The sequence below is a fragment of the Crocosphaera chwakensis CCY0110 genome, from assembly GCF_000169335.1.
Taxonomy (GTDB): domain Bacteria; phylum Cyanobacteriota; class Cyanobacteriia; order Cyanobacteriales; family Microcystaceae; genus Crocosphaera; species Crocosphaera chwakensis.
Genome location: NZ_AAXW01000021.1, coordinates 25,443 through 42,637 on the forward strand (window position 1 = coordinate 25,443; position 17,195 = coordinate 42,637).

Annotated in this window: 18 protein-coding genes and 1 pseudogene; 2 read left to right on the forward strand and 17 right to left on the reverse strand. The window is 39.8% G+C overall.

Features of this window, described 5'->3' with window-relative positions; translation table 11 throughout:
• Positions 1-18: 18 nt before the first annotated feature.
• The 9 genes from CY0110_RS14305 to CY0110_RS14345 form a co-directional block, all read right to left on the reverse strand.
• Complete coding sequence (locus CY0110_RS14305; RefSeq protein WP_008276169.1) at positions 19-711, reverse strand: PEP-CTERM sorting domain-containing protein; 693 nt, start codon at positions 709-711, stop codon at positions 19-21.
• A 122-nt stretch (positions 712-833) separates the two neighbouring features.
• Positions 834-2,282 (reverse strand): cysteine--tRNA ligase, encoded by a 1,449-nt coding sequence (cysS, locus tag CY0110_RS14310; protein ID WP_008276170.1) that lies wholly within the window; start codon positions 2,280-2,282, stop codon positions 834-836.
• Positions 2,283-2,296: 14 nt separating this feature from the next.
• Positions 2,297-2,674: a DUF1636 family protein gene (locus tag CY0110_RS14315; RefSeq protein WP_008276171.1), complete on the reverse strand. Its 378-nt coding sequence runs from the start codon at positions 2,672-2,674 to the stop codon at positions 2,297-2,299.
• A gap of 27 nt (positions 2,675-2,701) precedes the next feature.
• Positions 2,702-2,956 carry a hypothetical protein gene (locus CY0110_RS14320; protein ID WP_008276172.1) on the reverse strand — a complete coding sequence of 85 codons (255 nt, stop codon included), beginning with the start codon at positions 2,954-2,956 and terminating at the stop codon, positions 2,702-2,704.
• 5 nt (positions 2,957-2,961) lie between these two features.
• Positions 2,962-4,002, reverse strand: coding sequence for a CobW family GTP-binding protein (locus CY0110_RS14325; RefSeq protein ID WP_035799465.1), 1,041 nt, complete (start codon positions 4,000-4,002; stop codon positions 2,962-2,964).
• 73 nt (positions 4,003-4,075) lie between these two features.
• Positions 4,076-4,843, reverse strand: a complete 768-nt coding sequence (locus CY0110_RS14330) for a PEP-CTERM sorting domain-containing protein (protein WP_008276174.1) — start codon at positions 4,841-4,843, stop codon at positions 4,076-4,078.
• A gap of 137 nt (positions 4,844-4,980) precedes the next feature.
• Positions 4,981-5,466 (reverse strand): phosphoribosyl-AMP cyclohydrolase, encoded by a 486-nt coding sequence (gene hisI, locus CY0110_RS14335; RefSeq protein WP_008276175.1) that lies wholly within the window; start codon positions 5,464-5,466, stop codon positions 4,981-4,983.
• 54 nt (positions 5,467-5,520) lie between these two features.
• The gene (locus tag CY0110_RS14340; protein ID WP_008276176.1) at positions 5,521-7,170 is read right to left on the reverse strand and encodes a nucleoside recognition domain-containing protein; all 1,650 of its coding nucleotides are present in this window, start codon (positions 7,168-7,170) and stop codon (positions 5,521-5,523) included.
• Between the two features lie 8 nt (positions 7,171-7,178).
• On the reverse strand, positions 7,179-8,300 hold the full coding sequence (locus tag CY0110_RS14345) for an NAD(P)/FAD-dependent oxidoreductase (protein WP_008276177.1): 1,122 nt from the start codon (positions 8,298-8,300) through the stop codon (positions 7,179-7,181).
• Between the two features lie 155 nt (positions 8,301-8,455).
• Between CY0110_RS14345 and CY0110_RS14350 the strand changes: the two genes are divergently transcribed.
• The gene (locus CY0110_RS14350; protein ID WP_008276178.1) at positions 8,456-9,550 is read left to right on the forward strand and encodes a CobW family GTP-binding protein; all 1,095 of its coding nucleotides are present in this window, start codon (positions 8,456-8,458) and stop codon (positions 9,548-9,550) included.
• A 6-nt stretch (positions 9,551-9,556) separates the two neighbouring features.
• On the opposite strand, the gene CY0110_RS14355 is transcribed toward CY0110_RS14350, so the two are convergent.
• The 8 genes and pseudogenes from CY0110_RS14355 to tnpA form a co-directional block, all read right to left on the reverse strand.
• Positions 9,557-10,279 carry a hypothetical protein gene (locus tag CY0110_RS14355; RefSeq protein ID WP_008276179.1) on the reverse strand — a complete coding sequence of 241 codons (723 nt, stop codon included), beginning with the start codon at positions 10,277-10,279 and terminating at the stop codon, positions 9,557-9,559.
• 34 nt (positions 10,280-10,313) lie between these two features.
• A complete protein-coding gene (locus CY0110_RS14360) occupies positions 10,314-11,129 on the reverse strand; it encodes a metallophosphoesterase family protein (protein ID WP_008276180.1) in 816 nt (271 codons plus the stop codon).
• Positions 11,126-11,878, reverse strand: a complete 753-nt coding sequence (locus CY0110_RS14365) for a GTP-binding protein (RefSeq protein WP_008276181.1) — start codon at positions 11,876-11,878, stop codon at positions 11,126-11,128. The genes CY0110_RS14360 and CY0110_RS14365 overlap by 4 nt, the downstream gene beginning before the upstream one ends.
• Positions 11,879-11,962: 84 nt before the next feature.
• Positions 11,963-12,958: a porphobilinogen synthase gene (hemB, locus tag CY0110_RS14370; protein ID WP_008276182.1), complete on the reverse strand. Its 996-nt coding sequence runs from the start codon at positions 12,956-12,958 to the stop codon at positions 11,963-11,965.
• 72 nt (positions 12,959-13,030) lie between these two features.
• Complete coding sequence (locus tag CY0110_RS14375) at positions 13,031-13,855, reverse strand: PEP-CTERM sorting domain-containing protein (protein ID WP_232285728.1); 825 nt, start codon at positions 13,853-13,855, stop codon at positions 13,031-13,033.
• Between the two features lie 240 nt (positions 13,856-14,095).
• Positions 14,096-15,847 (reverse strand): iron uptake porin, encoded by a 1,752-nt coding sequence (locus tag CY0110_RS14380; RefSeq protein ID WP_008276185.1) that lies wholly within the window; start codon positions 15,845-15,847, stop codon positions 14,096-14,098.
• 37 nt (positions 15,848-15,884) lie between these two features.
• A pseudogene (locus tag CY0110_RS14385) lies at positions 15,885-16,241 on the reverse strand (Fur family transcriptional regulator); the annotation flags it as partial.
• 89 nt (positions 16,242-16,330) lie between these two features.
• Positions 16,331-16,741 (reverse strand): IS200/IS605 family transposase, encoded by a 411-nt coding sequence (gene tnpA, locus CY0110_RS14390; protein WP_035799468.1) that lies wholly within the window; start codon positions 16,739-16,741, stop codon positions 16,331-16,333.
• 61 nt (positions 16,742-16,802) lie between these two features.
• Between tnpA and CY0110_RS30920 the strand changes: the two genes are divergently transcribed.
• Positions 16,803-17,168, forward strand: coding sequence for an RNA-guided endonuclease InsQ/TnpB family protein (locus CY0110_RS30920; RefSeq protein WP_008276188.1), 366 nt, complete (start codon positions 16,803-16,805; stop codon positions 17,166-17,168).
• Positions 17,169-17,195 lie beyond the last annotated feature (27 nt).

A 17,195-nucleotide genomic window follows, 5' to 3' on the forward strand; every position in this document is an offset into this window, starting at 1 on the left:
AATCTGATTGATCACTGTTTAACCTCTTCTAATTAAACCTTTACATTTTCCTAGTCCCACCAGTGAAACCAATCCTAGTCCTAAAAGACTTGTCGGTTCAGGTACTTGACTGGCAATCATTCGTTGTCCGAATTCATCCCCTGCTGTTGGGTCATCTAATAATTCGGCAGTGGTTCGGGTAAAGAATGCCACATCTAAATGACTACGAAAACCAATTTCTAAATCGGGAAAATCATTGCCTCGGTCGGTTAAATGAACGTGAGGAATCGCAACACCGTCTGACCCGATGGGTGCAGCCGACCAAAAATTTAACCCCTCAGCTTCGTCTTCGTCAGTTAACGTAAACTCCCCAATATCAATACCATTAGGTTCGTCAAAAGAACCATCCTGTAAAATTGTTCTCGTTGTTGTGTCGAAATTGAAATTAAAGTCGGGATAGGTCAAATGATTATCGATAAATTCTTTGATGAGATTGCCCTCTGGGTCAAAAAAGGCAATGTCAAAGGATTCAAGGTCATCCTTTCTAACAATGCCATTCTCATAATCTTTGGTCTCATCATAGCTAAATGAACCCTCAGCTTGATAACCAAGGATTTGCCCAGTCCATGAAAGTTTGAAGGTGACAGCTTGGGCTGGACTTTCTGCCAAAAAAACTAGACTTGTCAAAGCTCCAAAGACTGATACCGTAATACTTTGCTGAAAATCGAACATCTTCTCTTCTCCTACAAAAAAATAAGAATAATAATCATTCTCATTTTAGACATAAAAATTATGGTTGTTTGAACTATGATTGTAAAAAAAATCTAAAGCTTTAATCGTTGGACGAGAAACTGCTATGAGCTATAAACCATGCTGGTTTCCCCATTAGGGTGATCGATTAGAGTAATTCCCTTTTGTTGTAATTGTTCCCTAATGCGATCGCTTTGGGCATAATCTTTGACTTTTCTGGCTGCATTCCGTTGTTGAATCAGTCTGGTAATTTTTGCCTCATCGAAGTTCTGGGTATCCTCTAAATTGGCTTTCGGTTTAGCTTCTAATCCTAAAATCCCTGCTAAATGAACTAAAGTTTGCCATTGTCGTTGTAAATTGTCCGAATCAGTAGGGGTTTTACCTTCATGGGTTAACAGATTTCCTTCCCGACGGAGATTTTTAGCGAGTTCAAACAAAACTGCCAATCCCCCAGGAGAGTTAAAATCATCATCCATTGCTGCATTAAATTGTTCTATTACAGCAGAATCGAGTTCTTGGTTTTTCTGCCAACCCAATCTATTGCCATATTTTTCCCCAAAGCGTAAACCTTGCTGTAAAGTCTGCCAACCATTGGTTGCTGAACTAATGGCCTCTTCAGTAAAATCTAAAGGCTTGCGGTAATGTGCCTGTAAAACAAACAATCTAATTACCATTGGATCGAGGGGACGATTTAATAACTCGCGAATTGTTGTAAAGTTCCCCAAAGACTTAGACATTTTTTCCCCATTCACCGTTACCATGCCATTATGCACCCAGTATTTAGCCAGGGGCTTACCATTGGCTGCTTCTGACTGGGCAATTTCATTCTCATGATGGGGAAACACCAAATCCCCCCCACCACCATGAATATCGATGGTTTCTCCTAACAATCCCCTCACCATAGCAGAACATTCAATATGCCAACCAGGACGACCCTCACCCCAAGGAGAATTCCAAGCCGGTTCTTCTGGTTTTGCACTTTTCCAGAGGGCAAAATCTGAAGGATGTTTTTTATGGCTATTTGCAGGATCGCTCATTGCTACTCTACCACTAGCCCCCGCTTGCATCATTGACTGACTACGTCCAGAGAGTTTGCCATATTCGCCAAAAGCTTCTACATGAAAGTAAACATCTCCATCGACGGCGTAAGCATAGTTTTTTTCCAGCAATACCTGAATTAATTGTTGAATTCCAGAAATATTATCGGTGACGCGGGGATATTCATCGGCATCCATAACATTTAAGGGACGAATATCTGTAAAATAAGCTTCGATAAAACGTTCAGAAATATCCACCATCGATACCCCTTCCTGTTGGGCGCGACGGAGAATCTTATCATCGATATCGGTAAAATTCTGCACGTAGGTCACTTCATATCCCCGCCATTGCAGATAGCGACGTACCATATCCCAGATAATATAGGAACGGGCATGACCTAAATGGCAATAATCGTAGACAGTTACGCCACAGCAATACATCGTTACTCGACCTGGGAGAAGCGTTATAAAGGGTTCGAGGCGACGGGTTTGGGTATTGTAAATTTTTAAAGTCATCGATTTTATTATCTTTAAAGGGGTAAAGGCGGAATACGGGCTAAAATGCCTTTTTGTAAGATTTCTGGACGGTCTTGACGTTTTATGAGTCCATCTTTGCTAGTAAAGTATTGTTCGGCAAATTGCAATATAGAAGAGGGACTGGTCATCGGTGGCAAATCACCGAACATCAGAGTCGTTTTATGGGGTGCAGCAAAAGCCACAGTACAGGGGCGATTACAAGCACTCAAACAACTCACTTCTTGGATGATAAATTGATCTTTATATTGCCAGGTTGCTTGTAATTCTTTTAATTGAGTTAATAAATGCTTACCGCCTCTTTGTCCTAAATAATCTTTTTGTTGAGAAGAAAAGGCGCAGGAACGACAGATAAATATCGTGTGTTTGCTCATCTTAATTACAGTTTGATATTTGACTATTTATTGTTTAATCAATTGTTCGATATCTGCTCTATCTATTTCATTAATCGATTTATGAATTTTGTATTGTTTTGTCGGTTTTTCCATGATTACAATCGCTGTTTCAATGGGCGGACAATCTTCTTCATGACAGGTTAATTGATTTAAAGAAATTGCTATTTCTTCGTCTATCTTTAAGATTTCAGATATCCAGATTTTTACTTGTTTTACTTTTGCTGGATCTGCTTTTAAATGAGTTCGATAAAATAAATCCATGAGGTTCACGAGGGTAAATTGGGGAGACTAAATTCCTTGTTAATGACTAAATCAACTAAACAATCTTTAAGCTGTTGTTTAATTAAAGATTTATCCAAATTACGCCCGATGAATACAAGTTCGTTTTTTGGCTGAGTTGTCCAATCATCAGCTTGGAGATCGTAGCGAGGTCCACTCAGTTGAAAAATATGGCGAGAGGGACTTTCTTGAAACCAAAGTATCCCCTTAGCACGAAATACATTACTGGATAATTGTTCAGATAAAAAATGTTCAAGTTTTTCAAGTTGAAAAGGGAGATCGCTTTCAAAAGAAACAAAGTTAAAGCCATCAGTTTCTAAATGATTGTTAAAAGCCGATTTGTTACGTCGAAACTCGGAAATATCAGTTTGATAATTATCTGTTTGAGTTAAACCAATGTCTAAAATTAAAGGCAAAGGAACTTGTCCATATTCACTCTCTAAAATTCTAAATCCTGGTTTAGTATCTTCAATAAATGCTTTTAATTCGCTAATTTTATTTTTAGTTGCTAAATCAATTTTATTTAAAAGAACCAGATCACCGTATCTAATTTGGCTTAGAGCAGCATCACTATCAAAATGTTCAGCATCAAAAGCGGCTGCATCCACAACGGTAATAATAGAATCAAGACGAGTTAAAAATTTTAATTCTGTACTAAGAAAAGTCAAGATAATCGGTAAGGGATCTGCTAATCCTGTTGTTTCAACAACTAAATAATCTACTTTTTCTTCTCTTTCTAACACTTGATAGACCGTATTAACAAAACCATCATTAATGGTGCAACAAATACAACCATTCCCTAAGTCTATCATATCTGAATCGACTGAAATTAAAAGTTTCTCATCAATATTAATGTCACCAAACTCATTGACTAATACTGCTATTTTCAGCTTATCTTTATTCTGTAAAATTTGATTGAGTAAAGTGGTTTTGCCACTCCCTAAGAAACCAGTAATTATAGTGACTGGCATTCCACTTTTAGGTAAGGATGGCAGAGCATCGGACAGGTTGAAGTTTAGACGAGTCATAGTATTGAATTAATTCGTCCTATTAATAAGGTTTTAGCTGATCAAGGATATCGAGGGAAGCGACCTCAACAGATTAGGCTTGCTTTTTGAGTTTAGTCGCAAATCCTAACCCACCAATGGCGAAAAGACCAAGAATAGTTCCAGGTTCTGGTACGGAGTTGATCTTGATCGAAAGGTCGTCAACAAAAAAGGAACTCGATAGACCCGGCGAGTTAAATGTTGTGTTATCGAAAATGTGAAAAATCTCAACTTGTACTAGCTCCGTAGCAGGATTATCAAAAGTTTCGGAACCGATGAAGGAGCCGTCTACGAAAGCATTCGAGGTTTGTGTTTGGAAATCCAGAACCAACTTAAGGTCAATCCACCTGTCGGTCTCAATATCCGCCACTCCGCCCCCAAATTCTACGCGATTACCATCGCGGACGGCGAGTTGTGAAACGAAGCCATTCTCACCAATTAAGGCCATTGGTGAAAGGAATGTGGAAGGGGAAGCCCATCCGTCCGTCCCGTCGAGATAAATTGAGTGCTTCACTGACACCATTGGAGCAGATGTCGAATAAGGCCCGGCTCGAAATGTCAGGCCAAAGGGGTTTTCACCTACAGCTTGACGTACTTCCAGCGATTGGGAACCAGTGCGTGCGAAACCCGACGTGACCACAGGATCAATATCAAAACTGTTAAGCCAACCTTCTTGCCCGCTGAGCGCACCCACTGAGTAGTCTGGTGCTTCATAGCTCGTCGAATAGAGGACACCAGCGTATGCCTTAGCATCAAAGCAAACGACCGAGGTCATTCCGCAAAACAGTGGAACTATGAACATTCGGGCAGTTCTAATTTCCATAATTCATTCTCCCGTAACTAGGCGGTGAAGGTTTCTGAAACTTGTTTGTATCTGCATATCCTGTGCAATCATACCATTGTTTTGAGAATGATTATTATTCTTACAGTAAACATAACATAAAAATACTTTGTATTTATTTACAATTGTGTCGGGTTAGGGGTATCACCATAAACCGCTTTGGGATCAAATGTTTTCTCGGTTTCAGTAAAAGTCAATTGTAGTGGTTGTTGGGAAGAAACAGCACTTTTTCCTGTAGGAATACGGCGATAAAAACAAGAACGATAACCCACGTGACAACTAGCCCCCGAACCAGCTATGATAACCTGCATCCAAAGACAATCTTGGTCATCATCAATGGTTAACTGTGCTACTTTTTGCACCAGTCCACTGGATTGACCTTTATGCCATAGTTGCTGACGACTGCGACTGTAATAGTGAGCTTCTCCCGTTTCAATGGTTTTAACTAAGGCTTCTTCGTTCATATAAGCGTGCATCAGCACTTCACCCGTGTTGAAATCGGTGGTAACGACTGGAATCAAACCATTGCAGTCGAATTTGGGAGCAAGGAACAAACCTTCTTCTACTTGTTCGACTGAAGTTCTGGCAGTAAATAGGGGATTCATCTTAGTTCAACTGTTCAATTTTGATAATCATTATCATAGTAAAAGGAATGATCTTTAGCTAATTAACAGTCCACCCCAGGCGAGTAATAAAGAAAAAATGATCGCAGCGATCGCCTGTTTACCTAGCAGCAATAAGGAAAATCGATAAGACTTTTCCTGCATAATGGTTAACAGAGTAACTAAACAAGGCAGCAATACTCCTGCTAGATAAACCCCAGTCAAAACTTGTAATGGGGTCAACATAGCCAAGGTTTCCGGTTCGGCAAACAGCAGTAATCCGTCTTTACGAATAGAAGCTAAAACAATAGGCAATGACGCTTCAGGGGGTAGATTAAACCATCCCATTAAAGGATTGATAATATTGGCTAAAGTGGCAATCACGCCTAACCAATTCAAGACAGAAGCAATAATCGTAATCATTAAAAAGATGGGAATCGCATTGAACAAAAATTGCTGAATCGTTGACTTAGCTTCGCGCCAAATTGCAGACCAACGGGGAAATTCTAAAAAGGCTCTTCCTTCAATTACCAGAGAATTTTGAGTCGATTTGGCTGTAGAAGAAGAAATGATGCGAGTATATATTAAAGTCGTTGTGCTTAGGTAAAGTAAGTAAGGAATTACCAAATAAGTTAACTTAGCAGCACTAAACACCCCTAAAGTTGCGCCAAACTGATAAGAACAAGCTGAACCAAAAGCGATCGCCGAAATACAAGTTCCTCTAGAACAACTAGAACAGCCACGAGTGTTAATTACCGCAGGAACATTACAGCCAAACCCCATAATTACCCGCACTAAATCCCTTCCTGATAACCCGAACTTACGCAGTAAAGGATCAAGAGTAATCGTAATCCTTTCTACCAAACCACTCGCTTTATATGCGCCCAAAAATAAAGCATAAAGAACCACCGTCGGCATTGCCCAAATAAACAGCAACGGCCCCATCGTTACCAGTCCATATTGCCCTATCAGTATTTCTCTTAACCCGATGGGGAGTTGTGATAATGGTTCAATTAAATAAGCGACGGCAGCTTGCATTACGGGGTCTACTAAAGTTGCAAAGGAGTTAGCCCCCCAAACAGCAATTATGGCAGGAATCAGTAATAGGGCGATCGCGACTAACCAGCCCAGGTTCGGATGTTCTAGCAGTGTCGGTTGCGGTTGAATGTGCCAGCCAGCCCTTTGAGGAATCCATTTTATGGAAAAAGTATGAGGTTGTTGTAGAGCATCTACAATCAAGTTTTGTTGTTCTGCTGTCAGGTAACGAGCATCTACCGTTACAATGCTCAGGTTAGAATTTTTACTCCACTCTCGCACTACTTGTTGATTGTTGGTTATGGAGGAGAGCTTATCCCAAAAAGTAATCACCACAATACCCCGTTTATCTGCTACCAAGGGTAATAAATCTGCTAAATCTCGATCTACGTCAGTCGCCTTGACTACTAATAGTACGGTGTCATTCTCTTGCAACTGTCTCAAAGCTTGCCTAGTGGTTACGCTGTCGGAACGATAAAGAATTCCAGGGGTATCAATAAAAGTATAGGCTTCAGAGTCATAAGTTTCGCAAGCTATGGTAGAGCCACGAAAATTGTCACTATATGCAGATTTACCCGTCAGAGAAGCAATTAGTTGTGACTTGCCCGTATTTTCTTTGCCAATGACAACAACACAATCTCGTTCTATTTTTGAGGGTGTAAAGATATTCATTTTCTTTTTTAACAAACACAATCGTTATCGCAGCAAGAAAGGTCATCTAAAAACAAGCCTTCTCGACGATAGACTTGCAAGGGAGTCGTATCGATGTCCAGACGTTGAGCAATCGCATTAACGACCACAGCAAATCGCTGCCGAAATTTGTAAATAAAGCAAAAAATTAACTCGCCGTGACGTACCGAAGGCCCCACGACAAATAATCCTGGCGTTAGGGTAGACTCATCTTCTTGAGTCAGTGCTGCATAGCCGTTTGACCAATCAAACATGGGAGCAATCTGTTTTAAACTGCTATCAAACCCGGTACAGAGAATGGGTGGTGTAGAACTAAACCACTTTTCATACTCACTTTCTACTACATATCCATTTTTCACAGCCTTAACTTCTTCGATTTGTTTTTCCCCAATTAGCTCGACTCGACCTAGAGAATAAGCTATTTCAAGACGTTTTAGGCTATAGGGAGATAAGGAAATACTAGGGTCTGGGTCTAAGTTTGCCCAGCTACTATTGCGGTCTAATAACTTGACTTTTTTCCCTAATGCTGCCAAATTTGACGCTGCATCGACACCGCTTTCATAGCCCCCGATCACCACAAATTCATCTCCTTCAAGATCAGACCAAGAACGGACTTGAGAATTATGAATACATAAATTTGCACCGAGAAAGGGATTTAAACGAGGATATTGAAATTCTCCTGCTGCCCAAATGACAAACTGCGATCGCAACTCACCTCTATTGGTTTGAATAACAAACCCTTTGCATTGACGTAAAGCTGTAATTGTTTCTACATCCGTCTCGGTTTTTATGGGAAGTTGAAAATACTCAGTAATAGTCTCTAAATATAAGGCATACTCTTTCCCCGAAAGATGTTCCTGTCCAAATGTGAGGGCGGGAGAAGTTTTTAAAGCTACTGAATTGAGATCCAGGAGTCCAAAACCATGACTGGGAAACGATGGCGTAATGAAGCGCATTTCTTCAGGCCAACGGCTAAAAGAAGCTCCCACTTGATGCCGTTCTAAAATAACAAAGTTTTCAATTCCTAAATCTTTTAAGACCACCCCACAACCAATTCCAGCCGCCCCAGCCCCGACAATAACAACATCAAATTGGGGATTCTTGGTATTCATCGGCAGACAACCTCGAGATACTTTCTTTGCTAAAATGATAATCATTATCATTTTAGCAGTTAATGAGCTAATATAAAAAAGAATGTATATCAACCGATAGAGTTAATCTACCTGTTGGTTGTTTTCTTGCCCATAAGTTAACTACAGGAAAAATTATGCAAATAGTGGATAAACAGTCAGGAAACAATGACACAATGGATGCACCCAAACGGGGGATACCTGTAACAGTTATTACTGGGTTTCTCGGAAGTGGAAAAACAACACTTCTCAACCATATTTTAACCAATCAAGAAGGAATAAAAACAGCCGTTTTAGTGAATGAGTTTGGGGAAATTGGTATTGATAATGAGTTGATTGTTAGCACTGAAGATAATATAGTAGAACTCAACAATGGCTGCGTCTGTTGCACAATTAATCAAGATTTAGTTAAAGCAGTTCATAAAGTTTTAGAGCGTCCTGAAAAAGTAGATTATCTAATTGTTGAAACCACAGGGTTAGCTGATCCGCTTCCAGTTGCTTTAACGTTTTTGGGAACAGAATTAAGAGACATGACTCGTCTAGATTCTATCGTTAGTATGGTAGATTGTGCTAATTTCAGCCTCGATTTATTTAAGTCAGAAGCGGCTCGAAGTCAGATTGCTTATGGAGATATTATTGTTTTAAATAAGACTGACTTAGTAGATGAAAAGGAGGTTGATGCTTTAGAAAATAGAATTAGAGATGTAAAAGGTTCTGCTAGAATTTTGCGCACTAAAAAATCTCAAGTTTCCTTACCTTTAATTCTGAGTGTGGGATTATTTGAATCTGATAAGTATTTTGAGCAGCAAGAGGTTGAACATCACCACGATCACGACCATGATCACCATCACCATCACCATCACCATGATCATGACCACGATCATCATCACCATGATCACCATTCCCATCATTTAGAAAATGATGGTTTTACCTCCGTTTCTTTTGAAAGCGATAAACCTTTTTCTCTTCGGAAATTTCAATATTTTCTAGATAACCAAATCCCCAAAAATGTTTTTCGAGCTAAAGGTATTTTATGGTTCAATGAAAGTAGCGATCGCCACATTTTTCATCTCAGTGGTAAACGGTTTACTTTAGAAGATGATCAATGGAAAGGGACACCCAAAAATCAATTGGTTTTAATTGGACAAAATTTGGATAAGAACACATTATATGAACAGATCGAGCATTGTTTGTCTGTTCCTACCACAACCACAGGCCAAGAATTGAATTAATTTGATTTAATTACCAAAACCCTTTTTTTCCCCATAGTAAACTGTCTTAAACTCCAGGCGATCGCTATTGGGACTATAAAGGGTATAGGTAGCCTTTCCAGGTTCTCTACCGACATTTCCTACTCCGACAACCCTTCTTTTGGTTGCCGTCATGGTTTGCATGGGTTGCTGGCGATCTAAAGTCATCACCGAACTATTAACCGAACCCCCTTGTAGTACATATTCAAACACTTGACCGGAACGACCACAAAAAAGAGAATTGGCCTCAACTCTTTGCAAACGGTCGAGCATTTGCCAGGGTGGGGTTTCGGGGGTTAACTCATCGCTGGCACTAACGGTGCTACCATGAATTAACAAACAATCTAATTCCAAGAAACCAAAATGACAGTTGCGTAACCATTGTACCGTTTCACGAGATACAGAGTCCCAAAGAAGTTGTACGGTTTCCATTCCAAAGCGATCAATTAATTCTGTGGGTTCTGCTGTTGAACCGACAGCGTGTAAAGCAAAGCATTGTTCCTCCCACCAACCGACACAGACTTGGGGTTGTAATTCTCCAGGTAAAGGGTTTTGAATTCGTCTGATTACTTTTTCGCTATTGGGGTTGGCTGCTATGACATCCCCTAAAATATACAATGCTTCTACTGGAATGCGTTGGCGTTTGATATCTGCCAATATTGCTGAGTAAGCTGCGATATTTCCTTCAATTCCACTTAAAATTGCCCACATTGATTTTCTATTCTTTATATTTAAGTAATTTAAGTTACCTTTCGCAAACATGAGTCGGATCGTCCGCTTTTTCGGCAAATTCTAAACCCCTAGCCAAACGCCAAGCAAAAATCGGTGGTAAACCAGCATCTAAAATGGCAGCACAGGTTATTTTATAGTCATACTCCACTTCTCGTAAGTTTACCTCTTGTGTCTCCGTATCATAGATAACATAGGTAGCATTAGGACGACCATGACGGGGTTCCCCAACCGAACCAACATTGATAATACGTTTGAGAGGAGTATTAAAACTAACAGTAGGTTGTTCCTTTTTATTAGGTTGATGAACGCTTACCTGTAATTGTCCAGCATCTAGGGTGCGAACGTAGGGAACATGGGTATGTCCACAAAATAATATCTCTGCATCACTGGAAAGGACTCTTTCTAAAGCAGTAAAAGCATCCATTTCCGGTAACAAATATTCGTGGTTGCTATGAGGACTCCCATGTGCGAAACAGAGATTCCCTTCTTTATAAGTCTGGGGGAGTTGGGCTAAATATTCCCGAACTTCTGGATTAACGTGCTTATTTGTCCATTCGTGGGCGATTACCCCTCTTTTTTCTGCTAACAGAGAAGGATAACTACATTCACAGGAGTTGAGTCCTTCCACAATATCGTCATCCCAACAACCCTGTACAGTGGGAATGTCTAAAGAGCGAATTTGTGCGGTAACAGCATTGGGAAAAGGACCATAACCCACTAGATCCCCAAGACAATAGATTTTTTCGGCTTTTTGTTGGTCGATATCCAGTAAAACTGCATCTAAAGCTGCATAATTACCATGAATATCGGATATTACTGCTATTTTCATACTGCCTCTACTTCTAATTCAGTTGCTAAAGCTTCTTTTACTTGTTGTTGATAATAATTAATAGCATCTTCGGGAACACAGCAATCTTGGACAGTCTGAACAATTTCAGCTTTATCTAAATTACTACCCACTATTTCAAAACCACTAAAACGATCTGGTCTACCATCTAACCAACGGGGTAAATTTAAGGGTTTGAATTCTAATTCTGCTTTCCCTGATGTAAAGTCACCATAATAAATTTGTCCGTCTGCTAAATCAAAGATTCCCTTGGCCCGAACTACCTCACCGTAAGCACCTTGGGTAAGTTCCAGCCAAAAAGTAGCTAAACTATCAAAATCTAGGATTTCTCCCGTCAAAACGCCCCGATGAATCTGTAAAGCTGTGGTTTGATTAGTGATGTTAGTTCCTGGAATAATTTCATCTGCCCAACTCTTTAATTCTGTACTGTCTGTATCATCTGGAATCATAGCGACTCGATGGGAATTAACAGTTTGCAGTAACGGTTCAATTCCTGCTAAATCTAAATACCAGGGAATTTCAACATAAGTGATGGTGTCAGTTAATGCTGCTTCTTCTCCTGTCTGATAAAACTTCAATTGAGGATATTTACTTTGGAGATAAATTGCATCAATGGGGATAGAATCAGTTTCAGGGCTGAAATAGCCTACCGATGTATTGGTTTGGGGGATTTGTTGGTGAATCCACTGGGTTTTGCCCGCACCTGGGGGACTAGCGACAGCAATAATCATAGAAGGATATTTCAATAATGATAATCATTATAGCCAAAAATTTAAAGTCTGTTGCAAGGAAAATTTTGAGGATTTAAAGGATCTTTAGCGCAACATCAAAGCGACTTGTTTGGCAAAATAAGTCAGAATCAAATCTGCCCCTGCCCGTTTCATACTGGTAAGGGTTTCTAAAATTACTTGCTTTTCATCAATCCAACCTTGCTCGGCAGCCGCTTTAACCATTGCATATTCACCACTGACGTTATAAGCAGCAACAGGTAAGTTAGTATATTCTTTAATGCGACCAATAATATCGAGATAAGCTAAAGCTGGTTTAACCATTACGATATCCGCTCCTTCAGCAATATCCAAAGCCACTTCTTTAATGGCTTCTCGACTATTAGCAGGGTTCATTTGATAGGTTTGTTTGTCACCAAATTGGGGAGCAGATTCTAAAGCATCGCGGAAAGGTCCATAATAGGCTGAGGCATATTTTGCTGAATAAGCCAGGATTCCTACCTCAAAATAACCAGCAGCATCTAAACCTTGACGAATTGCCCCTATTCTCCCATCCATCATATCGGAAGGGGCTACGATGTCGGCTCCGGCTTCCGCTTGAGAAATGGCTTGTTTTACTAATACTTCTACTGTTTCATCGTTGAGAATTTTGCCATCTTTGACGATGCCATCATGACCGTAGCTAGAAAAAGGATCAAGTGCTACATCAGTAATGACAGTCATTTCAGGAATTTCTTGTTTAATGGCTTTGATAGTATGCTGTACTAAACCATCGGGGTTATAGCTTTCTGTTCCTGCGTTATCTTTCTTTTCTGTAGGAATGAGGGGAAAAAGTGCGATCGCATTGATCCCTAAATTAGCAGCATCGGCTATTTCTTTGAGCAGTAAATCGAGGGTATAACGATAGATTTCTGGCATGGAAGGGATTTCTTGTTGTTGGTTTTCTCCTTCCATAACAAACACGGGATAAATCAGATCATTAACTGTTAATTGGGTTTCACGTACCATACGGCGTAAGGAGGAGGTACGACGAAGGCGACGAGGACGATGGAGTAAGGAAAGATATTCAGTGGTAGAACTCATAACCTCTAGTGGCGAACTGGTTCATCAAAATGATAATCACTATTATACAACGAGAATGATTATTATTATTTATTATTTGACACGACGAGTTAAAGAAATTCCCCCTAAAATACCTAACCCAATCAATGAAAATAGACCACTTGGCTCAGGAACAGGAGCATAGTTAAACTGACTATTGAAAGTCACAGATTCTCCTGCATTTAGGTTAAAATCCCATTGAAAAGCGAAGGCATTATCACTCGGAGGAATCGGAAAAGGAACATTCAGAGGGGGATTATCGGGTAACGTTGTGGGACCATCAAGATCATTAAAAAACTTATTGTAAAGCGTCACAAAATCAGCAATTTCATAGTGAGATGGAGTGGGACTGACTTGGGTAAGAATTGATAGGGGTTTTGTCGCGCTATTCAGAATAATTGTCCCAAAATCTAATGCGATCGCCTGATCCTTTTGATTTGCCTGGTCAAACTTAATATCAAAATCACTGTAGTCAAAAAGGTGAAAATCTAGATTTTGCCCGGAAAGATTAGTTAAAGTAACAGATTTATCAATAAAAGAGCGGCTACTCCCTAAATCTCCTCCCAATAACTCATAATTCACTACAGCTTGTAACTCCGTTCCTGTATAAGTCAATTCCAGTTGATTGCCTGTTGGTTGAGTCACCGTTGGGGTTCCCAATCCGTCAAAAAAGGGAGATTCGTTTCCTGTTGGTCCAATTCGATAGTAATAATTGGAAAGAAACACATTATCAGGACTTCCATCCACATACCAAATAGTAATTCCGTTTCTATCATCCACCCTAATTTCACTGTTATTATCCGTCAAATCAAACGAAGCCGCTTGAGCGGAGACAAGGGGGAGTGTTAACAGCAAAAGCGATATTATGGGCGTTTTCATCTGATTTTTACCTCTAATGACTTTAATAAGATTAAGTTGATAGACACAATTAAAATAATAATGATTATCATTTTAATTGTGTGATAATCATTATTATTTTTTTAGAAAGTCAAATTACCTGACTATATAGACCTAGCGATATTTGAGATCCCCGCTGTTCATCACCCTGAGCCAAATCCCCATCAATTAAGAACTTTTGTCCAACATCAGCATGATGAATGATTAGTTTTAATTGCTCAATTAGAATGTAAACGTGGTACGAATTGTACCAATCACTAACGCTTCATTTCGATCATCAAAATCAGGCTCAGTAATAACAATAATGCCAGGGGTAATTACAATGTTGTCATTAATAGGATATTGATAAATGGCTTCAATATGAAAAGAACTATCTTGATCCGTTCTTCTTACATCGTCAGGAAAATTAATATCGGCTTTAGAAACCCACGGCTCCATACCCACAATAATAGCTCCCGTATCCCCTTCTTTAAACGCATCAGGAAAGGCTAAGGTTGCCGCCCAATTCCAAATATCTAACTTACCTCGTTGAATCACATCAAACTCGTCACCAGCATCAATAGCATTTAGGGTTCTCGTGCTAGTAAAACCGCCCCAACCTCCTAATACAAACCGATCAAAAATACGCCAAGTAAATTCCACCCCGTAGGAGTTATTAACCGTATTTACAGACTCTTCAAATTCTTCTTCGACAAAGGTTTGAAAATTGGAGCGAAGAGTCCCTGTTCCCGAATCTAAATTATTGTAACCATGAACATAGGTAAACGCGACTTTTAATCGGTCACTGGGCTCATAGGCAAATTGTCCTATTAACCCATAAGGACCATTAAACATCCCTGCACCCAAAGAGGGGTCATTACCATCAGTTGCTAAATAACCCCCACTCCACTCAAACACCTCAAACAAACGACCCTGAAAGCCAATTCCTGGACCTTCACCCATATAATAAAGAGGATTACGACTACCAAAGGCAGAAATCGCCCCAAAAGCTCCGTCACCGTCCAAAAAGTTGACTGTTGGTACAAAGTCATCAAACGCACCCCCAACCGGTTCAACAAACATCCTGATATTTTCAGCCAGGTCAAACTCGTAAATAATCAGTTCTACGGCGAGATCACTGTCGTCAGGTTGCGAAAAGCCTAATTCTCCTTCAAACGTCCCTGTGATGTCAGAATAGGCGGGTACAGTGCCTGTTGCGAGACGGGTATAGAGCAAATCATTACCATCAAAGGTGGTATTTAATTCCAGTCGTCCCCTGTAACCGAAGTTAGTAATTTTGTTAATTTCTTCAGTTCCTCCGTTTCTTTCTCCACTGGTAATACCCGTTAAACCGACCACAAACTCTCCAGTTAACTTAGTCGTGGTTGAAAATTGATGATCTTCAAGATAAGCGACCCGTTCCTCTAAATTGCTCAACCTTGCGCCCAAAGCGATCAATTCTTGTTCAAATTCCTGTGCCAACCGTTTCAATTTTTCGATGTCTTCCCGTAAAACGGCAACATTTTCCTGGATTAATCGTTCCATGGTATTGAGACAGGCATTTAAGCCGGCAGCGAATTCGTAACGGGATAACGCCCTATTGCCTCGGAAGGTACGGTCAGGATATCCCACAATACAGCCATAGCGTTCTACAAGACTGCGTAAAGCTTCATAAGCCCAGTCAGTGGGTGATATGTCTTGTAACTCAGACACACTGGTTACTTGACTCATGGAGCGTTGCTGACGACTACCAGGGTTCAAAAAGCCATCCCGAGATTGTCTTAGATGAAAATCTCGATCAATTTTCGGTAACTGAGGCAAGGGGGATGTTTCTTCTTTTTCTAAAGACACTGTACCCTGACGACGCAAAAAGTCACCACGAGACTCTTTTAAAGACAAGTCTTGAGTAGGTAAAGCTTGACTGGGAGACGTAGAAAACAGAATCATTCCTAAAACTAGGATTACATTATTAAAGAAAAAACAGCGATTAATCATTCAATTCCTCACACTGACTCAAAAATGATAATGATTCTCATTGTACTTGATTGTCTTGACATTGAGGGCATCGCCCAAAAAATTCTAAAGTATGATAGTAGACTTGGAAGTGATAAGTCTGCTCTAATCGTTCTTCTAAGTCATGGACAGGACACTCATTAATCACGAAAGATTGACCACAACTAACACAATTTATGTGGTGATGATCGTGAGAAATTAAACTGTAAAGTGCTTCCCCACTGGTTAAAATTCGTGCTTTCACAGTTCCTTGAGTTTTTAAAGCTTCCAAGGCACGGTAAACTGTTGCTAGTCCTAAAGGCTGATCTCGATCTTTGAGTTCTGCATATAAGTTCTGGGCGGAAATAGCATAATTTAACGACTTGAGTACCTGAACTTCAGTGCGTCAGTCCCTAGTCTCAGCGTAGCGGACTAGGGAAGGAAAGCACGACAATTTGAGGACTCAATGTCCGAAAAATTGTCAAATTAACTTTTCGGAGCATCTTGGTTCTTGATATATTCTTTTAACTTTTCAATAGGTGCGCCACCAGAAGAAGTGACATAATAAGACTTAGACCAAAAAGAAACTTTGTCTTTATAAAACTTAGTTACTTGTTCAGGAAAGTCTTTTTTCATGACTCTAGCTGTCGAACTTTTAAGACACCCTGCAACTGTAGAAATAGAGTTTTTAGGATGGAAATCTAATAAGATATGGACATGATCCATTTCACCCGAAAACTCTAGTAACTCACAATCCATTTTGCGAGATACTTGCCAAATCATTTCTCTTAATCGCTCTAGCATTAGGGCGGTTATTACTTTGCGTCTATAGTGAGTAACAAAAACAAAGTGTAACCGCACACTAAAAACACTATGTGACCCTTTTCTTGGTTTCATCTTGACACCCTACAGGTAATTAGACTAAAATCATCATATCAGTTCTGTTGAGGTCGGCAACATGGCTACTAAAAGAATCACGTTTAGACTTTACCCAAATAAAGAACAAAATGAGAAACTTCATTATTGGAGACGTTTACACAAAGATTTATACAATGCTTGTGTAGTTAATCGAAAAACTCAATACAAAAAGTTTGGTAAATCCATTAATTACTTTGACCAACAAAACTCATTACCTGAGTTTAAAAAAGATTGGCCAGAATACAAAGACCTTGGTAGCCATGCCCTTCAAGCAACTGTAAAACGGGTTGATTTTGCTTTCCAACGTTTTTTCAAGATTAAATCAGGTTATCCGAAACTAAAGTCTTCAAGAAGATATAAAGGGTGGACTTATCCTGATAAAGCTGGTTGGGAAAATAGACAGTAATGGACATCATGGAAAGTTGACACTTTC